Consider the following 16,407-nt stretch of genomic DNA (forward strand, 5'->3'; position numbering starts at 1 on the left):
GTCATTTGGTCCCAGACATGGCCAACTGTTTGTAATGAATAAGTCTAATGATGATATTATGCGTCTGTTCTCGGGAAAACGCATTCTGGTTTTTGAAGACGGGTTCCTGCTATCGGAAGAAGCGGCAGCCAGGCTGACAAATGCCGGAGCCATCGTGCTTGGTCCGGTCAGCACTGCCATCCAGGCGCTGAATTATCTGGAAGGCGGCGTTGTGGACGCCGTTGTCATGGATGTCGCGCTGGAACCGGACGCGGTGCTCCCGCTCATCGACCAGCTGGAACGCGGTGCCATCCCCTTCATATTCGCCCTGCCCGAAAATCCCAGACTGGACAGCCAGCGCTTCGCCGGTTTCGTGCTGAGCGCTCGCCACAAGGATCTTTCGACAATAGCCGAGGCATTGTTCCTGAGACCCGCCATGGAACATTGACGCCCCCTCCAAATATCGATTGTCCGGGGTTTTCCCCGCAACTCGTTCCGAAAAGCGTGTCACACTTTTCAGATGCGCTCAGGTCACGGAAATTCCCGCCTGTTCCGAGCCAGATGCGACCCAGAATGCCCTCCCGCAACCATGGGATTTCCCACCTTCCAGCCTTTCCTTACACTTCCTGCGTGCAAAGCCGGTGGTAGAGTGTCCCTTGCTGCGCACAACCCCAGCGCAGCAACAGCACCGGGGTTCCTTTTGCCCGCCTGCTTCCAGCTCCGGATTAAAGGTCCCAACTTTTCCCCCTCAAATTGTTGCGATTGATTTGCAGGTGAGAAAGGTGCTTTCTATCCATATTGATAGCACGAACAGATTAGGACTCCGTTCAGCCTCAGAATACTATTTTGATTATTGGTTTTCATGGAAGCGCTTCCCCTCAGTTGCTTCCACCCATCACTGTGCATCCCTTACCCCTACGCCCTCGCGTGGGGGATTTTTTAATGCGAACTGAAGCGCGCTGTCACATTGGAAGCTTCCGAAATCTCCGCCTACGAATCCAGTGGGCCCTCTGCCGCCGTCCCGTATTGCAGCCGCGATTTGCCATGCATCCTGTCCCGGTAAAGAAAGCGGAAGAAGAAGGCATCGCCCGTTCCGCGCAGAAGCCTTGCGAGGACTGCAACCAGCAGAACCGAGAAAATCAGGCGGCCAAACAGGACCACGTAGATATCCGCACCGAGAGCCACGACTATCAGCGTATCTTCGATCAGGCTGTGGCAGAGCCCCATGAAGCTCGACGCCAGAAAGACGTCGCGAGGCTGGATATGGCCGCGCTGCGCTTCACGAATGATGAGGCCCCCGCCATAGGAAAGTCCCAACACCAGCCCGACCACCGTTAGCGGAGCGGCGGCCTTCGCTATGCCGAGCAGGCGCAGCAATGGCGAAAGAAGCAGGTTGAGGAAGCGCGTTACATCGAGGGCATCCATTGTTCTCAGCACCGCGACCAGACCGAGCAGGACAATGAATATCCAGACCAGCGTGGAGGCCGTATCCGCCACGAAACTGGTCCAGCTCGCATCGTAATGGCCCGGCACCCAGTTCGGGGCAGCCGGTTCCGCGAGCCATCCGGTGCGGCTGGAAATCAGGTTAATTCCCCAGGCGAAGAAAAGCCCACCGCCAACCCGGATCAGCGTCGAGACGATCAGGCGCGGACCCGCCTTCTGCACAATACGCTGTTCGATGGGAAGAGCATGGGCAAAGAGGAAAAGCGAACCGAGGATTGTCACCTGTGCTGTGGTCAGTGTGTCGACCGGCAGGACGGCGAACATCACCACGGCCCCGCTCCAGATGCCGACAAGAAGGTTCATCGCCCAGACGAAACCTGCCTCCGGCGGCAGGCCCACGAACTGCATGACCGGGGCGAAGGCGGGCGAGATGGCCTTGATCAACCCCATTTCGATAGCCAGTTGTGTCAGCACCATCACCGGCAGCATGATCTTGATCAGCGTCCAGTAGACGCCGACCGCTTCACGCAGAATAACCATACCGAATGTTATCAGTCGCTTTGCCGGGCTCGCGGCCATTCTGTCCCCTCCGCATTATCCCGAGCATGCGACGTTTCGGGCCGGTTCGCGCGGGATGGACCGCCCACCGCAGGTCACGGTGCCGATTTTCGTCTGCGATACAAGCGTGTCAGAAAATCCGCAGATGCGGTGTTCCGCCGGCCACGAAGCCGTCGATGCGTCGGCTTTGGCGAGCAGAAAATCAGCCCCCGCGCCCCGATGCAAGCCATATTCCTTGAACGGCACGGCTTTTGCAGGGATTGCGGCGATCAGGGCGCGGGCGTCGGGGAGGTGCCGTTGGGCACATAAAGGCAGGGCCGGACAAGGTCCGGTCCTGCCTGTCATTTTACTTGGCTTCGATAGCCTGAAGACCGGCAAGGGCGCATTCCGCGTCAATCGCGCCGGACGGTGCGCCGCCGACCCCGATGCCGCCGACCAGCGCGTCGCCGATCTTGATCGGCAGGCCGCCCGCCTGGATAACAAAGCGCGAATCCATGTCGCGCATGCCGTTATTGGCTGGCTTCGAAGCGATGAACTCCGCAAGCTCGCCCGAGTCGCGGCCCAGAGCGGCTGCCGTAAATGCCTTTCCTTCGGCACTGTTGCCGGTATGCGGGCCGGAAAGATCGGCCTTGAGCAGAACCTTGGTTGCCCCGTCGCGCGCCACGACCGCGACGCTCACATTGCTGCCCTTGGCGACGCAGGCATCCAGCGCAGCCTGTGCGGCCTTGGTTGCCAGATCGAGCGGCAGGTAAGGCGTGGTGGGGAGGGTCTGGGCGAAAGCGGTAGCGGGAGACATCGACAGGGCGACAATTGCAAGTTTACGGATCATGGTCGTTCCTCGGTTGTGATGAGGAACATTTAGTTTTCGTCGGCGAGCGGCGAAATCCGTAGCTCTTACAAACTTCTCGGTAGTTCTACGGAGTGGACTGCCCTTCCAGCCACAAGCGCGTCATTTCCGCCTGCGAGGTCGTGCCCAGTTTCGCCCCGATGGCCGCGCGATGGCTGTCGATCGTGCGCGGCGACAGTTCAAGCCCATCGGCAATCTGCCGGGTCGTGAACCCCTGCGCGATACGGCCAAGCACTTCACGCTCGCGCGCCGTCAGCGTGTCCAGCAGCGCCAGTGTTTCGGCCCGCAGCGCCTTGCTGCCGAGCCGCTGATCCAGCAGTTGCTGCGCCTTCTGGATTGCATCGATGAGATCCTGCTCATCGACGGGCTTGGAAAGATAGTCCACCGCGCCGTTTCGAAAGGCACGGCGGCAGGCTTCGATGTCGCCATGGCCCGAAATGATGATCACCGGCCAGTCGATTTCCTGTCCGGCCAGAAGTTCCTGGAGTTTCAGGCCGGTCATGACCGGCATGCGAATGTCGAAGATCATGCAGCCCGGCTTCAACCGGGGCAGCTGTGCCAGAAATGCAGACGGATCGGCAAAACTCCTGACCTCCATGTCTATGGTCGACAAAAGCAGGCTGAGCGACTTTCGCACTGCTTCATCGTCATCGACAAGATAGACCGGCTGAACCATTCTCTTAACTTCCTGTCTCTTCGGCGATTGGCAGCACAACGCGAAACAGCGCGCCGCGCTCCCGTGGGATATAGGAAATCTCTCCGGCAAAACGTTCCACCAGCCGCTGACTGAGGGCCAGGCCGAGGCCGGTCCCTTCAGGACGGCTTGTGGTAAACGGGGTAAAAAGGCGGGGCAACAGGTCCGGCGCGACGCCGGGACCATTATCCGCAATTTCCAGAACCGCCACCGCTCCATCGGCTTTCAGGGACGCGTTGACGCGCCGGTCCTGATCGTCCTCATGAAAGGATTCGATCGCATTGCGGAGGAGATTGAACATGACCTGTTCCATTTCCACCGGATCGACCGCTGCCATCACCGGTGTCTCCGGCATCCCAAGCTCGACCTTGACGCCCCGGCGGGCAGCTTCCGAGGCGAGCAGGGTCTGCACGTTTTGAAGCGACAGGCGCAGATCGGCACGTGTCGTCTGCCGGCGCTGCGGACGAGACCAGTTGCGCAGGCGGTCCAGAATGGCGGATGCCCGGCGCGCCTGTTCCACCATATCGTCCAGCGCTCCGGCGAGAGCCGCCGTATTGTTGCGGCTCAACAGGCGGCGCCCTGCCTGCGCGCCGGCAAGAAGGGCGGTCAGGGGTTGCGTCAGCTCATGCGCCATGCCGCTTGCCATCTCGCCCATCGTATTGACCCGCGAGGCATGGGCGAGCCGCGCCTCGAAGCCGCTCAGCTCCGCGCGGCGTTCCGCATGGCGGGTGCGTTGCGTCTGGCGAACGATGATCAATCCGCCGAAGAACAACAGGTTGGTGAGGATGAGAAGCGGTATCAGCTGGTCAAACGGCAGCAGGTCGCCCCAGCTCATGGCAAGCGCAGTCTGGAAAAGCAACGGCTGCGAGGCACTGCCGAGCTTCTTGGAGAAATCGACATCGTCAAAGGAGGCCGGTTGGCTGAAAAGAACCGTGCCATCGGGCATGAGGATGCGTCGCGCGACACCTTTGCCGCTCCAGAACGCATCGTCGGAACCGATGAGGCTCCCCGCATCGATCGACAATGTGAGACCGTCATGCGGATTGTCGGTATTGGGGCTGCGTTTTACCATCATGTAGTGGCCGGGCCGCGCGGATGGCGCCAGCAATTCCGGCAGGCCGCGGTAGGAACGGACGGCCGCCCGTATGGTGTCGGCCAGCTCCGGTTCCAGCGCTCTGGTGCCGGCCACGGGCAGAGCCGGGTCCATCGGCACCAGTTGAATTTCGTCGATGCGCGGATAGAACCGGGTGATCGTCGCCGCCACTTCGAGGAAGACATCGTTCTGCGAAACATCGGCGGTTCGCGCCTTGGACTGGGCTATCGTGGAAAGCGCGGTCAGATGGGCATCGTGCTGGCCTGCGCGCTGCGAGGCCTCGCGGTGCAACGTGAAACTGGCGGCCTGAAGCTCGGACAAAAGTGCGGCGCGCTGGTAGATCACAAGGCCGCCCATCGCCACGAGATTGAACAGCAGCCACACGAAAAACGGCAATAGGGCAGAGCGGAAATTTCCCCGGGTGCTTCTGTTGTTGAAGTTCATGAATTGCATCCCGGTATCAGCCTGCCCAGGCAGAATATCGCATCGGCTATGTTTATCATTCGATCGGCAGGTGCAAAACTATTGGAGTTTCCCACCGCTGGCAAATGCCGTCCCGCAAGCCCGGTAATAGCGAATTAGCGGCCGGAACTCCAAAGACCGGCTTGCTTCACGCAGCTTTGCGCGCTCATATAAAAATCGCACCGCTGTTTAGAATCATCTGGAAAAGTCGATACTGAACAACACACCACCGAAGGTCGGTCGCGTCGTCAGCAAGGGAATGCAGCCTCATGAACACATACGGAAAACTATTTTCAGCCGCGCTGGTCGCGGCTGCGCTCAACAGCACGGCAGTTGGACAGGTCTTCGCCAAGACATTGATCTATTGCTCCGAGGCATCTCCCGAAATGTTCGACGCGGCGCAGACGACATCCGGCGCCGTCTATGATGCTTCGGCGCGCAATGTGTCCAACGGGCTCATCAAGATCAAGCGCGGCTCGACCGAGCTGGAGCCCGGCCTTGCGGAAAGCTGGGACGTTTCCGCCGATGGCAAGGAATATACGTTTCATCTGCGCAAGGGCGTGAAGTTCCACACCACAAGCTTCTTCACCCCGACGCGCGAATTCAATGCAGATGACGTGATCTTCACGTTCGACCGCCAGGGAAACAAGGACAATCCCTATTATAATCAGGGCACGTGGCCGCAGTTCGGGGCCTACTCCTTTCCTTCCCTGATCGAGAAGATCGAAAAGATCGACGATCACACCGTCAAGTTCGTGCTGGCGCATCCGGAAGCGACGTTCATCTCCACGCTGTCGCTGACATTTGCCGTCATCCAGTCCAAGGAATATGCCGACAAGCTCGTCGCGGAAGGCCGCATTCCCGAGTTCAGCCAGCAGCCGGTCGGAACCGGTCCCTATCAGTTCGTCGCCTATCAGAAGGATAGCGCCATCCGCTATCAGGCCAATCCCGATTATTGGGCGGGCAAGCAGAAGATCGACAATCTGATCTTCGCGATCACGCCGGATGCGGCTGTGCGCTACCAGAAGCTGAAGTCCGGCGAATGCCATGTCATTGCCGCGCCGAACCCGGCCGACATTGCGGAGATGAAGAAGGATCCGGCTGTCGAAATGCTGCACAAGGAAGGGCTGAACCTCTCCTTCCTCGCCTACAACACCCAGCAGAAGCCGTTTGACGATGTGCGTGTCCGCAAGGCGCTGAACATGGCGGTCAACAAGGCCGCGATCATCGATGCGGTCTATCTGGGCTCGGCTGTCCCTTCGGTCAATCCGCTGCCGCCAAGCGTCTGGGGCTACAACAAGAACGTCAAGGACGACGCTTACGATCCCGAACAGTCGCGCAAGATGCTCGACGAGGCAGGCGTCAAGGACCTCAAGATGAAAATCTGGGCCATGCCGGTGCAGCGGCCCTATATGCCCAATGCGCGCCGCGCTGCCGAACTCATCCAGTCCGATTTCGCCAAGGTGGGCGTAACGGCCGAAATCGTTACCTATGACTGGGGCGAATATCTCAAGCGTTCGCTGGACAAGGACCGCGATGGCGCCGTCATGCTTGGCTGGACCGGCGGCATTGCCGATCCCGACAACTTCCTCGCCGCGCTTCTGAGCTGCAAGGCCATCGGCAGCGCCAATCGCGCCAACTGGTGCGATCAGGATTTCGAGAAGCTCATTCAGGCGGCCAAGCTGACGACGGATCAGGCCGAGCGCACCAAGCTCTACGAACAGGCGCAGGTCGTGTTCAAGGAACAGGCGCCGTGGCTGACGATCGCCCATCAGATCGTCGAGCAGCCGATCAGCAAGAAGGTCCGGGATTTCCGCATCGATCCCTTTGGCGGCTATCTCTTTGAAGACGTCGACATCGAGGAATAAGGCTTGTCCCCGCTTGCCGGATGACTGGCCGGATGACCGGCGATGAACTCCGGTTGGTGGGCATGGAGCATGATCCGACCCGAGTGAACGGGATCGATCAGGATCATGCTCCAGAATGACAGGTTCAGAGCGCCGATCGGATTCAACCAGATCGAAGCGCGCTTTGAACGCCCGCTATCTTCTTTGGGCCCCGGCTGAATCCGGGGCCGCATCTGACCAATATTCGAGAGAATGACATGGATATCGTAGACCGCTTTCTAGCCTATACCCGCATCAACACGACCGCCGTACCCAATGCGGGGAAACTCCCGTCGAGCGCCGGACAAACCGATCTCGCAAAGCTGCTCGCCAGCGAAATGCGCGCCATGGGCATGGAGGTTGAAGAGCGTGACCACTCGATCGTCGTCGGCACCTTGCCTGCCAATGTCCCAAACGGTGACCAGCGGTTTCCGACAATTGCCTGGGTCGCCCATCTCGATACGTCGAGCGAATATACGACCGACACCCGCGCTCATGTCGTCGATTATCAGGGCGGCGATATCGTGCTCAACCAGGCCACCGGCGCTACCATGCGGCTCGCCGAGTTTCCTGAACTCGAACGCTATGTCGGTGACAGGATCATCGTGACGGACGGCACCAGCCTGCTGGGGGCCGACAACAAATCCGCCATCGCCGAGATCATGCATGCCATGCAGGTGCTGACCGGCAATCCCGAAATCGAGCACGGTACGGTCAAGGTCGTTTTCGTGCCCGATGAGGAAATCGGATTGCTTGGCGCCAAGGCCCTCGACGTCGCTTCCCTCAATGCCGATTTCGCCTATACGCTCGACTGCTGTGCGGTTGGCGAGATCGTTTATGAGAACTGGAATGCCGGTGAGTTCCGCCTCACCTTCAAGGGCCAGCCGGCGCATCCGATGTCGGCCAAGGGCAAGTTGCGCAATGCCATTCTCTACGCCCAGCAATTCATCGCGATGATGCCGGGAGGCGAGCGTCCCGAATATACGGAAGGCACCGAGGGCTATTATTGGGCGAAGGGCATTCAGGGGTCCGTAGCCGAGACAACCCTTGTCATCGATATCCGCGATTTCACGAAGGACGGATATGAGGCGCGCCGCGTCTTCATTGAAAACCTCGCCGCAAGCTTCAACCAGCTCCATGGCGAGGGTACGGTTCACGTGGACTACAAGGCCGTCTACCGCAACGCAGCCGAGAGCCTGCAAGGCGAAAATCGTTATCCGGTCGCGCTGGCGCTGGACGCCATGAAGGCAATAGGTGTTGAGCCGACGCCGCTGCCGATGCGTGGCGGTTATGACGGCGCGGTGCTTTCGGAAAAAGGATTGCCCTGCCCCAACCTGTTCTGCGGCGCGCACAACTTCCACTCGATCTACGAGTTCCTGCCGGTCGGTTCGCTCAACAAGGCCTCCGAAATGGTCATCGAGATTCTGAAGACTGCGCGGATCAACGGCAAAAACGCCGGTTGATCCGCTATAGTTCAGATGCTGAGGAGACGTGAATTGTCTCGTCTCCTCGTTTCAACGATCAGGCGCCGGAGTGGTCCGGGTTAGAGCATTTCCAGCAAACGGAACCGCTCTAATAGCCGATGGCGGCACCAGCGACGGCACGGCTGTCTATGGCGCCGTAATAACGGTTGTCGCCGCCCTTTTCGATGGCCGCCATGTTCTTGCCGCCGACGAGAATGCCTGCCGCCTCGCCCCAGACCGGCCAGTTATGGTCCTCGCCGACTGTATAGCCCATGCCGGTCAGCAGCCGGATCGTATCGGGCGAAAGCGCGTTCGCTTCCATATAGACCCGATCAGGCAGCCACTGGTGGTGGATGCGCGGGGCGTCAATCGCCTCCTGAATGTCCATCCCATGATCGATGACATTCATGATTGCCTCGAGCGTGATCGTGATGATGCGCGAACCGCCGGGACTACCGATAACCATGAACGGCTTGCCATCCTTCGACACAATGGTCGGGCTCATCGAGGAAAGCGGTGACTTGCGCGGCTCGATGGCATTGGCTTCGCCCTGGATGAGACCATAGAGATTGGCCACGCCCGGCTTGATGGTGAAGTCGTCCATCTCGTTGTTGAGCAGAATGCCGGTGCCTTCGGCCACCTTGGCCGTGCCGAACGAACCGTTCAGCGTGTAGGTCACCGCGACAGCATTGCCGTCCTTGTCCACGATGGAATAATGCGTTGTTTCGTTGGATTCCTTGAATTCGGCTGGTTTCAGTGCTTCGCTGACACCGGCGCGATAAGGGTCGATACGACTGCGGATTTCTGCGGCATAGGCCTTGCTGGTGAGCTTCTCGATTGGATTATCGATGAAATCAGGGTCGCCCAATGCCGTGTTGCGGTCCACATAGGCATGGCGCATCGCTTCCACCATCAAACGCGTGGTTTCCGCCGAGCCATAGCCGAGATAGGAAATCGGATAACCCTCCAGCACGTTGAGGATTTCGCAGATGATCAGTCCGCCGGAGGAAGGCGGCGGCGAGGACACGATATCGTAGCCGCGATAGCTGCACTTGACCGGTTCCAGCTCTCGAACCTTGTATTGCTCGAAATCGGCCTTGGCGAGAATGCCGCCATGTTCCTTGCTCGACTTGACGATCAGATCGGCGATATCGCCCTGATAGAAGGCTGCCGGGCCTTTTTCCGAAATGGCTGAAAGCGACTTTGCCAAATCCGGCTGGACAAGCTTTTCACCCAGGGGAAGCGGCTTGCCGTCTTTCAGGAAGATACTCGCTGCTGCCGGGTCTTTCGCCAGTCTTTCGTTGCCATCGGCAAAGGAGAGAATATCGCCCAGTTCAAGTGTGAAACCATTTTTGGCGAGTTTCAGCGCCGGGTCGATCAACTCCTCGCGCTTGCGGGTGCCATATTTTTCGCGTGCTTCCTCAAGGCCAGCCACCGTACCTGGTACACCGATGGCGAGATAGGTTTCAGTGCTGGCGCCATCGACCGGCTTGCCATCCTTGTCCAGATACATGGTCTTGGTGGCGGCGAGCGGCGCGCGCTCTCGAAAATCCAGAAAGGTGCTCTTGCCGTCCTTGAAGCGGATCGTCATGAAACCGCCGCCGCCGAGATTGCCGGCCGTCGGATAAACGACCGCCAGCGCGTAGCCGACCGCAACTGCCGCATCGACGGCATTGCCGCCGTTCTTAAGCACATCGATGCCGACCTGCGAGGCGAGATGCTGTGCCGTGACCACCATGCCGTTCTGGCCTTCGGCCGGGGCTGGCGATGCCGCATAAGCTGAAGGCAGATGACCTGCAACGGCAATGGCCGCGGCAAGGGAAAGCGATTTCAGTCTGTAATGCTGCATGTCTTTCCTCCCTTGTGTCCTCCCCGATGGGAGGCAAGACCACAGCGTCTGCAAAATCTTTCCCAAAAGCAAGTGTAAGAAATTGGCTCTATTTCAGCTTGCCGATCAGGCGTTGAACGATAATAATAATATGCAATATTCGGTTCAGGCGCTGCCACAGTTGCAGCCGGTTTCAGAACCTTTCCGAGCTCCTTTCCGATCATCTCCCCTTCCCCACGATGCAATCTCACATGCAGGAGAAATCGATGACCTATGCTCAATGCGCTTGCGGAAATCTGAAAGTAACACCTCACGAACCGCCCAAACTGACGGCCCTGTGTCACTGCTTCGCCTGCCAGCGAAGGACGGGCGCGCCGTTCAGTGCGAATGCCTTCTACTCGGGAGGTTGTGTTGAAATTTCTGGTCAATCGACGGAATTCGTTCGGACAGCCGAAAGCGGCCGCAAAGGTTCGGATGCATTTCTGCCCAAGCTGCGGCTCAACGGTCTATTGGCTGCCAGAAGGTGCCCCGTCCTTGATAGGGGTGGGCGTCGGCCTGTTTGCCGACCCAGCGTTTCCACCACCCTCCCTATCGATATTCGAGCAGTCGAAGCATGAGTGGGTGGCACTCGACAAGAATATGAAACATTTTGCACTTATGCCTGATCAGGAATAGCCGGAGCGCAAACCCCGTGCGTTTACGCCGTCATGCGTCGAACATGGCCAGGGTGCGTAACAGGTGGGCGAATGTAACGGAGCGGTTCGCATCGGACTGGCTGTCGCCGGTGCCGTCATTTCGCGGCAGGGCTTTGCGGACATTGGTGGGGCTGTAGCCGAAATGTTGCGTGAAAGCCCGCGTGAAATTGGCCGCGGTCTCGAAGCCCAGCAATTGCGCAATATCCGACACTTTGCGGTTTTCCGAGGCATCGGCCAGCATTTCATGCGCCGCGAACAGCCGCTTCTGGCGGATATAGTTGAGCACACCGCCCGAGCCCTCGAACAGCTGATAGAGATGCGTGCGCGAGATCGCCAGCTCCCTGCTGAGCGCATCGGGCGTGAGATCGCGGGACATGAGGTTTTTCTGGATAAAACGCCGGGCGCGGGTCATCAGCCCCAGAGAAGCGCCGTGCGCGTTCGCATCGCTCTCCCTCACCAGCGGAACGATGGTGTCGAACACGAGCTGGCGCAAGGCGTCGCGCAATTCTGGCAGGTCTTCGGCTGTTATGCGGTCCAGCCCGGTCTGGATTGTCGATACGAAATCGATGAGGAGCTTGGCGCGATAGCCTCCGAGCGTCGCATTGTTGCAGGCTTCCGGCATGCCGCCGAGGCCCGCGAACTGGTCGACCGGAATAATCAGCAGCACGGCTTCGGTCGCGAGCGCCCGACCGCGAAACGGGTAGCCGAACGAACGGATGTTGATCATGCCGGGTTCGTTTTCCGCCACCCGGCCATCCACGGAGGTCCACGAGCGGCCACTGCGCAGGAAGCTGATCTGCCAGTGATCAATGGGGCTGAAGCGAACTTTTTCCGGTGTGCGCTCGTAACTGAACGGAGGGGCTGCCTGTTCGATCAGCAGCATCCCACGCAGGTCCCAGACTTTCTGGCTGACGGCAAAGCCGTCCCGGGCAGTGACGCCTTCCGGCAAGCGCACATCATAGAGGGGAGCCACATGCTGCTGCCATGCGGAAAACTGCGCGGAGCGGTCCAATTGTTCGGTCGTAAAGACCAGCGGGGCCAGAATATTGGTGCTTCGGGCTTCTTCTCCAAGCCTCGCAAGCGGCACTCGCGCTGACTGGCGGCGCTCCACAAATTCCGGCTTCAGATCACTCGTGGCCTTGTCGCTCGGGGATGTCACGGCAACTCCCAAAACCAAACCGGGGGCCAGGGCGCGCAGACCGCATCCCAAGACCATGGCGTGATATTAGCATTTGCGCGTATAAAATCAAAATAAGCCGGAACATTATCTGTCAGCTATCCGTTGGAAGCGGCAGCCGGTATCCTCATGCACAGCGAAGACCTGCTTTTCCGCCTTCGCCCGGAACTGACCGGAATTGGTCTGTGACGGAAGATCATTGCATCCCATTTGATGAAAATTTTCATGAAAATCCGGCCAGAATATTAAAACGCATCCGATAGAAAGCACGGTAATAACAACCGGAGGCAATCGCATGAACAATGTATTTGCATATACTGTGCGCCGCGAAAGCTTGAAATGGGCTGCCGCTATAGTGGTTGGACTTTCCGCTTCATTATGCCTGACGGCGGGTGCAGAAGCCAAGGATGCCCGCAAGCAGAAAAGCGAAACGATTTCCGTTTATCGTGCCAAGGTCGAGACAAACGGGCAGGTTCGCTACAACAAGCCGGGATCGGCGAAAGTCATGAAGGTTTCCGCCTCGCAATATGCGAGCGGTACGTCCCTTGTGTGCACGCCGAGCGGTTTCGGGCAGAAATCCCGCTGCTTCAACCGCAACTAGGGTGAAGCGCGCAACGCGCCAGTCACACCGGCTCGCCGGAACTCCATACAGATCGGCGAGCCGGCATGTTCGCCTCGCGATCAGCTCGCATCGGCTTTCATGCGCGCCAGTCCCTTGCTTATGCGGTCGCCCCGCAGGAGCTTGGCGGCCTCGTCGGTCGGGCGCTGTGGATTGTTGCGGAACACGTACCATGTGCCACCCAGCGAGCGCTTCTGGTAGATGACGCCGTTCTTCTCGCGATGGAGGAAGCAGGTCGTGTCACCGCCGCCGCTCATCTTGTTGACCCAATAGGCCTGCAGGCAGAGCTTGCCGTTGTCGGTGGCATACCAGCGCCCCTCGGCATAGGACCATGCCCGGCCCTTCTGCGACCAGGCCGTGAAACGATGCCTGTCGGCGGAGAAATAGCCGCCGCCATCCTTCCATTTCCATGTTCTGCCGGAATAAAGCGCCTCAAGCGCCGTGGCTGACAGGGGCGATGCCGCCGCAGCCTCGATGGCGACCGGATCGTCGGCCTTCGGCTTCGGCGCTGCTTCCGCAGCACTTGCCACAAGAAGCACGGCCAAAGGGAGTGCAGCCCGGAAAACGGACTGTGTCGTGCTGACGGTTCTAAAACGGATCGAAAACATTGTCGTAATCCTGTTCAGACGTTGGAGCATTTCCAGCAAAGGTGCGAAGCGGTTTCTCATCCGGACCGCACTCGCTTCGCCGGATCAGTCAAGCGGATGGTTTGCAACCCGCCAGTCGGGCCGTCCCACACCACGTGGCCACGGATAGACTTCGCGGTCATTGAAGTAGACCGCCGCGGTCAGCGCGGGAAATTCGGCCTGCGGCTTGTTGGTTTCCTGCGCCCAGGCGCGGACATAGGCGTCGCTTCCTTCATAGCCGAGTTCGGCAATGACAATCGGCTTCTTGAAACCCACCACCCGGTCATAGCCCGGTTTGGCGCGTTCCACGAAGGTGGATGGCCGTCCCAGTTCCAGCATGTCGTAGGGCTCGTAACCGAATACCGAAAGGCCGATCACGTCGACATAACCATCGCCCGGATAATAGGCGTCCAGCCCCTCCTCCCCCTTTGGCGACCACATATATTTGGCGTGCGGCAGGGATTTGCGGCAGACATTGACGACATGCTGATAGGCGCGGATATAGCCCTGCGCAGGCCAGTAGGACCAGGTGAACTGGCCTGTCTTGTCGTCCATTTCCTGCGCCCAGCGAATGGTGACCGGGCTCTTCAGCTTCGAGGCAGCGGAGCAGACCGCGGCCATGTTTGAATCGTAACGGCCACCCACAATGCCGCTCAGCAGATCGTCCGGCGCCACGCGCCAGTCGCGTGCCCACGACCACGGTTCCACGGTGATCAGCAGTTCGCGGCCCCGTTCCTGCGCATAGGCGTCCGCCGCCGAAAGGCTCGTCAGGTCCACATCCTCCCACGGCAGGAACAGATGCTCGATGCGTGAATTGGGATCGTTGGTGAAATCCCCGTGCGGATCATAGGCTCCGAAGGTGATGGATTGCGGAGTGATGACCGGGCGCTTGTCGTGGAACATGCTGCGGGTGTCGACAGTGGCACCCCGAAACACCGCTGGCGGCGTAGACGGCTGTTGAAAGCAGCGCGCCGCAAAGAATGGCTGTTGCTAGTTTGTATGAGGTTTTCATCGCCGCCTCCTTTATTGCGTTGGCGATTGGGCAACGGGCAGCGCCAGATTCAACGCTTCCCTGTCCGGTGTTATCGTTTCGATGGAGATGAGCTTGCGCGCCTCGTCATCCTTGTTTCCGCCCGCATGGCGGAAGACATACCAGACGCCGTCCGGCTCTCGTTTCTGATAGATGGTCCCACCGGCGATGCGGTGGGAGAAACAGGTCTTGTTGGGGAATACACCCTCATCCATATGCCACTTCGCATCGAAGCACATCTGCCCCGACCTTGTGATGCGCCAGCGGCCTTCGGCCCAGACCTTGCCCTTCTCGCCATCGACCCGCGCGGTGAACCGGCGGTTCTGGCTTTCCATGCGCCCGGAACCATCGGTCCACTGCCAGCTCTTGTCGTGATAGAGCATGTAAAGCTCGGCGGGCGTCATCGGGCGAGCGCCGTCGGGCAGCCCATCCTTTGCGGATGGCGACGCACCGGCTGGCGCGCTGATCCCGGCAAGCACGATGAGGAATGGCAGAACGCGCCTGCTCCGCAACGAGAGGGTCCGCCCACCCTCAAACATCGCCCCAAACTTCGCCTCAAACTTCAAATGTTTCATTTGAACCTCCCACGACCTTGAGGTTGCGCGCACCCGTCAAAGGTTCTTGCGATTGACGGATGCGCGCCTGCGGCAGAACGTTTGTTGCTCTTCTTTCCTGCCGCTGTTGAACAGGATGGCCGATTGTCGAAATCCGGAAACCCAGGCTCCCGGCAATCGCCGGTGAAAAGACATTGCGCAGGTCGATGATTACCGGGTCCCGCATGGTCTGCTTCATCCGGACGAGGTCGAGCTTGCGAATACTGTCCCATTCGGTCACGACCACGGCGGCGTCGGCCATGTTCAGGCAGTCATAGGGGTCGTCATGGAACTCGACGTCGCTGAGAAGGCGGCGGGCATTCTCCATCCCCGCCGGATCATAGGCGCGAATGCTGGCGCCAAAACGCTGCAAGGTCTCGACAAGTGGAATGGACGGTGCGTCGCGCATGTCGTCCGTGTCGGGCTTGAACGTCAGGCCGAGGATGGCAATCGTGCGGCCTTCGGCGCTGCCGCCAAGCGCATCCAGCACCTTCAGCGCCATGCGGCGCTTGCGCGCTTCATTGACCGTGACCGTTTCCTCGACCAGCCGCAGGGCCACCCCGTGGTCCTGGGCGGTGCGCAGAAGCGCAAGCGTATCCTTCGGAAAACAGGAGCCGCCATAACCCGGCCCCGCATTCAGGAAACTCGTCCCGATACGCTTGTCCAGCCCCATGCCGAGCGCCAGTTCGCTGACATCGCTGCCGACTTCCTCACACAGATCCGCCAGCTCGTTGATGAAGGTGATCTTGGTGGCGAGAAAGGCGTTGGCGGCATATTTGATGAGTTCCGCCGTCCGCCGCTGCGTGATGAGGATCGGCGTCTGCCGGGGTTCGAGCGGCGGAGCGTAAAGGGTGACCAGCATGGAGCGCGCGCGCTCATCCTCGACGCCGATCACGACGCGATCCGGCTCCAGAAAATCGCTAATGGCCACGCCCTCGCGCAGAAACTCCGGATTGGATGCGACGGAGAAGCTTCCCGGCCTTTTGACCGAACCGATGATCTTCTGCACCACATCGCCAGTGCCGACCGGAACGGTGGACTTGATCACCACGACGCTATGATCGTCGATCAGCGGCGCGAGTTCACGAGCGGCCATATAGACGAAGGACAGGTCGGCATCCCCGTGGCCAGCGCGCGCAGGCGTTCCCACGGCAATGAAGACAACCGACGCGCCCTTGACGGCCTCCGCCAGATCGGTCGTGAAACGGAGCCGCCCAAAGGCGAAGTTGCGTTCCACCAGCTCCTCCAGCCCCGGCTCGTAGATCGGCACGATGCCGCGTTCCAGCCGGACGATCTTCCGCTCGTCCTTGTCGACGCAGACGACTTCGTGTCCCCAGGCCGCGAAACACACGCCACTGACCAATCCGACATAGCCCGTACCGATGACAGCGATCTTCATAATCGTCGCGCCTCT

The 16,407-nt window shown here is 59.6% G+C and carries 14 protein-coding genes and 2 pseudogenes; 5 read left to right on the forward strand and 11 right to left on the reverse strand.

The features are described 5' to 3' along the window. Positions 1 to 58: 58 nt before the first annotated feature. Positions 59 to 427 carry a response regulator gene (locus OINT_RS19090; RefSeq protein ID WP_006470796.1) on the forward strand — a complete coding sequence of 123 codons (369 nt, stop codon included), beginning with the start codon at positions 59 to 61 and terminating at the stop codon, positions 425 to 427. A 542-nt stretch (positions 428 to 969) separates the two neighbouring features. On the opposite strand, the gene OINT_RS19095 is transcribed toward OINT_RS19090, so the two are convergent. The 5 genes from OINT_RS19095 to OINT_RS19115 form a co-directional block, all read right to left on the reverse strand. Continuing rightward, on the reverse strand, positions 970 to 2,001 hold the full coding sequence (locus tag OINT_RS19095; protein WP_006469546.1) for a hypothetical protein: 1,032 nt from the start codon (positions 1,999 to 2,001) through the stop codon (positions 970 to 972). 15 nt (positions 2,002 to 2,016) lie between these two features. Further along, on the reverse strand, positions 2,017 to 2,325 hold the full coding sequence (locus OINT_RS19100; RefSeq protein WP_138920929.1) for a hypothetical protein: 309 nt from the start codon (positions 2,323 to 2,325) through the stop codon (positions 2,017 to 2,019). 1 nt (position 2,326) lies between these two features. Continuing rightward, positions 2,327 to 2,809 carry a GlcG/HbpS family heme-binding protein gene (locus OINT_RS19105; protein WP_006469547.1) on the reverse strand — a complete coding sequence of 161 codons (483 nt, stop codon included), beginning with the start codon at positions 2,807 to 2,809 and terminating at the stop codon, positions 2,327 to 2,329. A gap of 85 nt (positions 2,810 to 2,894) precedes the next feature. Beyond that, on the reverse strand, positions 2,895 to 3,503 hold the full coding sequence (locus OINT_RS19110) for a response regulator transcription factor (RefSeq protein ID WP_006470794.1): 609 nt from the start codon (positions 3,501 to 3,503) through the stop codon (positions 2,895 to 2,897). A gap of 4 nt (positions 3,504 to 3,507) precedes the next feature. Beyond that, positions 3,508 to 5,058 (reverse strand): sensor histidine kinase, encoded by a 1,551-nt coding sequence (locus OINT_RS19115; RefSeq protein WP_036564797.1) that lies wholly within the window; start codon positions 5,056 to 5,058, stop codon positions 3,508 to 3,510. A gap of 287 nt (positions 5,059 to 5,345) precedes the next feature. Between OINT_RS19115 and OINT_RS19120 the strand changes: the two genes are divergently transcribed. Together OINT_RS19120 and pepT are read left to right on the forward strand one after the other, a co-directional pair. After that, on the forward strand, positions 5,346 to 6,944 hold the full coding sequence (locus tag OINT_RS19120) for an ABC transporter substrate-binding protein (RefSeq protein ID WP_006469549.1): 1,599 nt from the start codon (positions 5,346 to 5,348) through the stop codon (positions 6,942 to 6,944). Between the two features lie 236 nt (positions 6,945 to 7,180). Then, positions 7,181 to 8,425, forward strand: coding sequence for a peptidase T (gene pepT / locus OINT_RS19125; protein WP_006469550.1), 1,245 nt, complete (start codon positions 7,181 to 7,183; stop codon positions 8,423 to 8,425). A 109-nt stretch (positions 8,426 to 8,534) separates the two neighbouring features. On the opposite strand, the gene ggt is transcribed toward pepT, so the two are convergent. Continuing rightward, entirely contained in the window at positions 8,535 to 10,274 is a 1,740-nt protein-coding gene (gene ggt / locus OINT_RS19130) for a gamma-glutamyltransferase (protein ID WP_006470789.1), read from the reverse strand. 245 nt (positions 10,275 to 10,519) lie between these two features. On the opposite strand from ggt, the pseudogene OINT_RS19135 reads away from it, so the two are divergent. Then, positions 10,520 to 10,928, forward strand: a pseudogene (locus OINT_RS19135) (GFA family protein). A 30-nt stretch (positions 10,929 to 10,958) separates the two neighbouring features. Here OINT_RS19135 and OINT_RS19140 read toward each other — a convergent pair. Beyond that, positions 10,959 to 12,107, reverse strand: a complete 1,149-nt coding sequence (locus OINT_RS19140; protein ID WP_036564795.1) for a helix-turn-helix domain-containing protein — start codon at positions 12,105 to 12,107, stop codon at positions 10,959 to 10,961. Positions 12,108 to 12,420: 313 nt separating this feature from the next. Between OINT_RS19140 and OINT_RS19145 the strand changes: the two genes are divergently transcribed. Further along, on the forward strand, positions 12,421 to 12,726 hold the full coding sequence (locus OINT_RS19145; RefSeq protein WP_006469554.1) for a hypothetical protein: 306 nt from the start codon (positions 12,421 to 12,423) through the stop codon (positions 12,724 to 12,726). Between the two features lie 80 nt (positions 12,727 to 12,806). On the opposite strand, the gene OINT_RS19150 is transcribed toward OINT_RS19145, so the two are convergent. The 4 genes and pseudogenes from OINT_RS19150 to OINT_RS19165 all read right to left on the reverse strand — a co-directional run bounded on the left by OINT_RS19150 (position 12,807) and on the right by OINT_RS19165 (position 16,392). Continuing rightward, entirely contained in the window at positions 12,807 to 13,352 is a 546-nt protein-coding gene (locus tag OINT_RS19150; RefSeq protein WP_022569387.1) for a DUF995 domain-containing protein, read from the reverse strand. Between the two features lie 84 nt (positions 13,353 to 13,436). Beyond that, positions 13,437 to 14,382 (reverse strand): annotated as a pseudogene (locus OINT_RS19155) (glycoside hydrolase family 26 protein). Positions 14,383 to 14,393: 11 nt separating this feature from the next. After that, complete coding sequence (locus OINT_RS19160; protein WP_006470787.1) at positions 14,394 to 14,975, reverse strand: DUF995 domain-containing protein; 582 nt, start codon at positions 14,973 to 14,975, stop codon at positions 14,394 to 14,396. Further along, a complete protein-coding gene (locus OINT_RS19165) occupies positions 14,956 to 16,392 on the reverse strand; it encodes a UDP-glucose dehydrogenase family protein (protein WP_006469557.1) in 1,437 nt (478 codons plus the stop codon). Before OINT_RS19165 ends, OINT_RS19160 begins: the two co-directional genes overlap by 20 nt. Between the last annotated feature and the right edge of the window lie 15 nt (positions 16,393 to 16,407).

The organism is Brucella intermedia LMG 3301 (assembly GCF_000182645.1).
In the GTDB taxonomy this organism is placed as follows: domain Bacteria; phylum Pseudomonadota; class Alphaproteobacteria; order Rhizobiales; family Rhizobiaceae; genus Brucella; species Brucella intermedia.

Coding starts and splice junctions, on each gene's coding strand:
- OINT_RS19120 (WP_006469549.1), top strand. CDS start 5,346: ATGAACACATACGGAAAACTATTTTCAGCCGCGCTGGTCGCGGCTGCG.
- OINT_RS19105 (WP_006469547.1), bottom strand. CDS start 2,809: ATGATCCGTAAACTTGCAATTGTCGCCCTGTCGATGTCTCCCGCTACC.
- OINT_RS19115 (WP_036564797.1), bottom strand. CDS start 5,058: ATGAACTTCAACAACAGAAGCACCCGGGGAAATTTCCGCTCTGCCCTA.
- OINT_RS19160 (WP_006470787.1), bottom strand. CDS start 14,975: ATGAAACATTTGAAGTTTGAGGCGAAGTTTGGGGCGATGTTTGAGGGT.
- OINT_RS19110 (WP_006470794.1), bottom strand. CDS start 3,503: ATGGTTCAGCCGGTCTATCTTGTCGATGACGATGAAGCAGTGCGAAAG.
- ggt (WP_006470789.1), bottom strand. CDS start 10,274: ATGCAGCATTACAGACTGAAATCGCTTTCCCTTGCCGCGGCCATTGCC.
- OINT_RS19095 (WP_006469546.1), bottom strand. CDS start 2,001: ATGGCCGCGAGCCCGGCAAAGCGACTGATAACATTCGGTATGGTTATT.
- OINT_RS19165 (WP_006469557.1), bottom strand. CDS start 16,392: ATGAAGATCGCTGTCATCGGTACGGGCTATGTCGGATTGGTCAGTGGC.
- OINT_RS19090 (WP_006470796.1), top strand. CDS start 59: ATGCGTCTGTTCTCGGGAAAACGCATTCTGGTTTTTGAAGACGGGTTC.
- OINT_RS19145 (WP_006469554.1), top strand. CDS start 12,421: ATGAACAATGTATTTGCATATACTGTGCGCCGCGAAAGCTTGAAATGG.
- OINT_RS19150 (WP_022569387.1), bottom strand. CDS start 13,352: ATGTTTTCGATCCGTTTTAGAACCGTCAGCACGACACAGTCCGTTTTC.
- OINT_RS19100 (WP_138920929.1), bottom strand. CDS start 2,325: ATGACAGGCAGGACCGGACCTTGTCCGGCCCTGCCTTTATGTGCCCAA.
- pepT (WP_006469550.1), top strand. CDS start 7,181: ATGGATATCGTAGACCGCTTTCTAGCCTATACCCGCATCAACACGACC.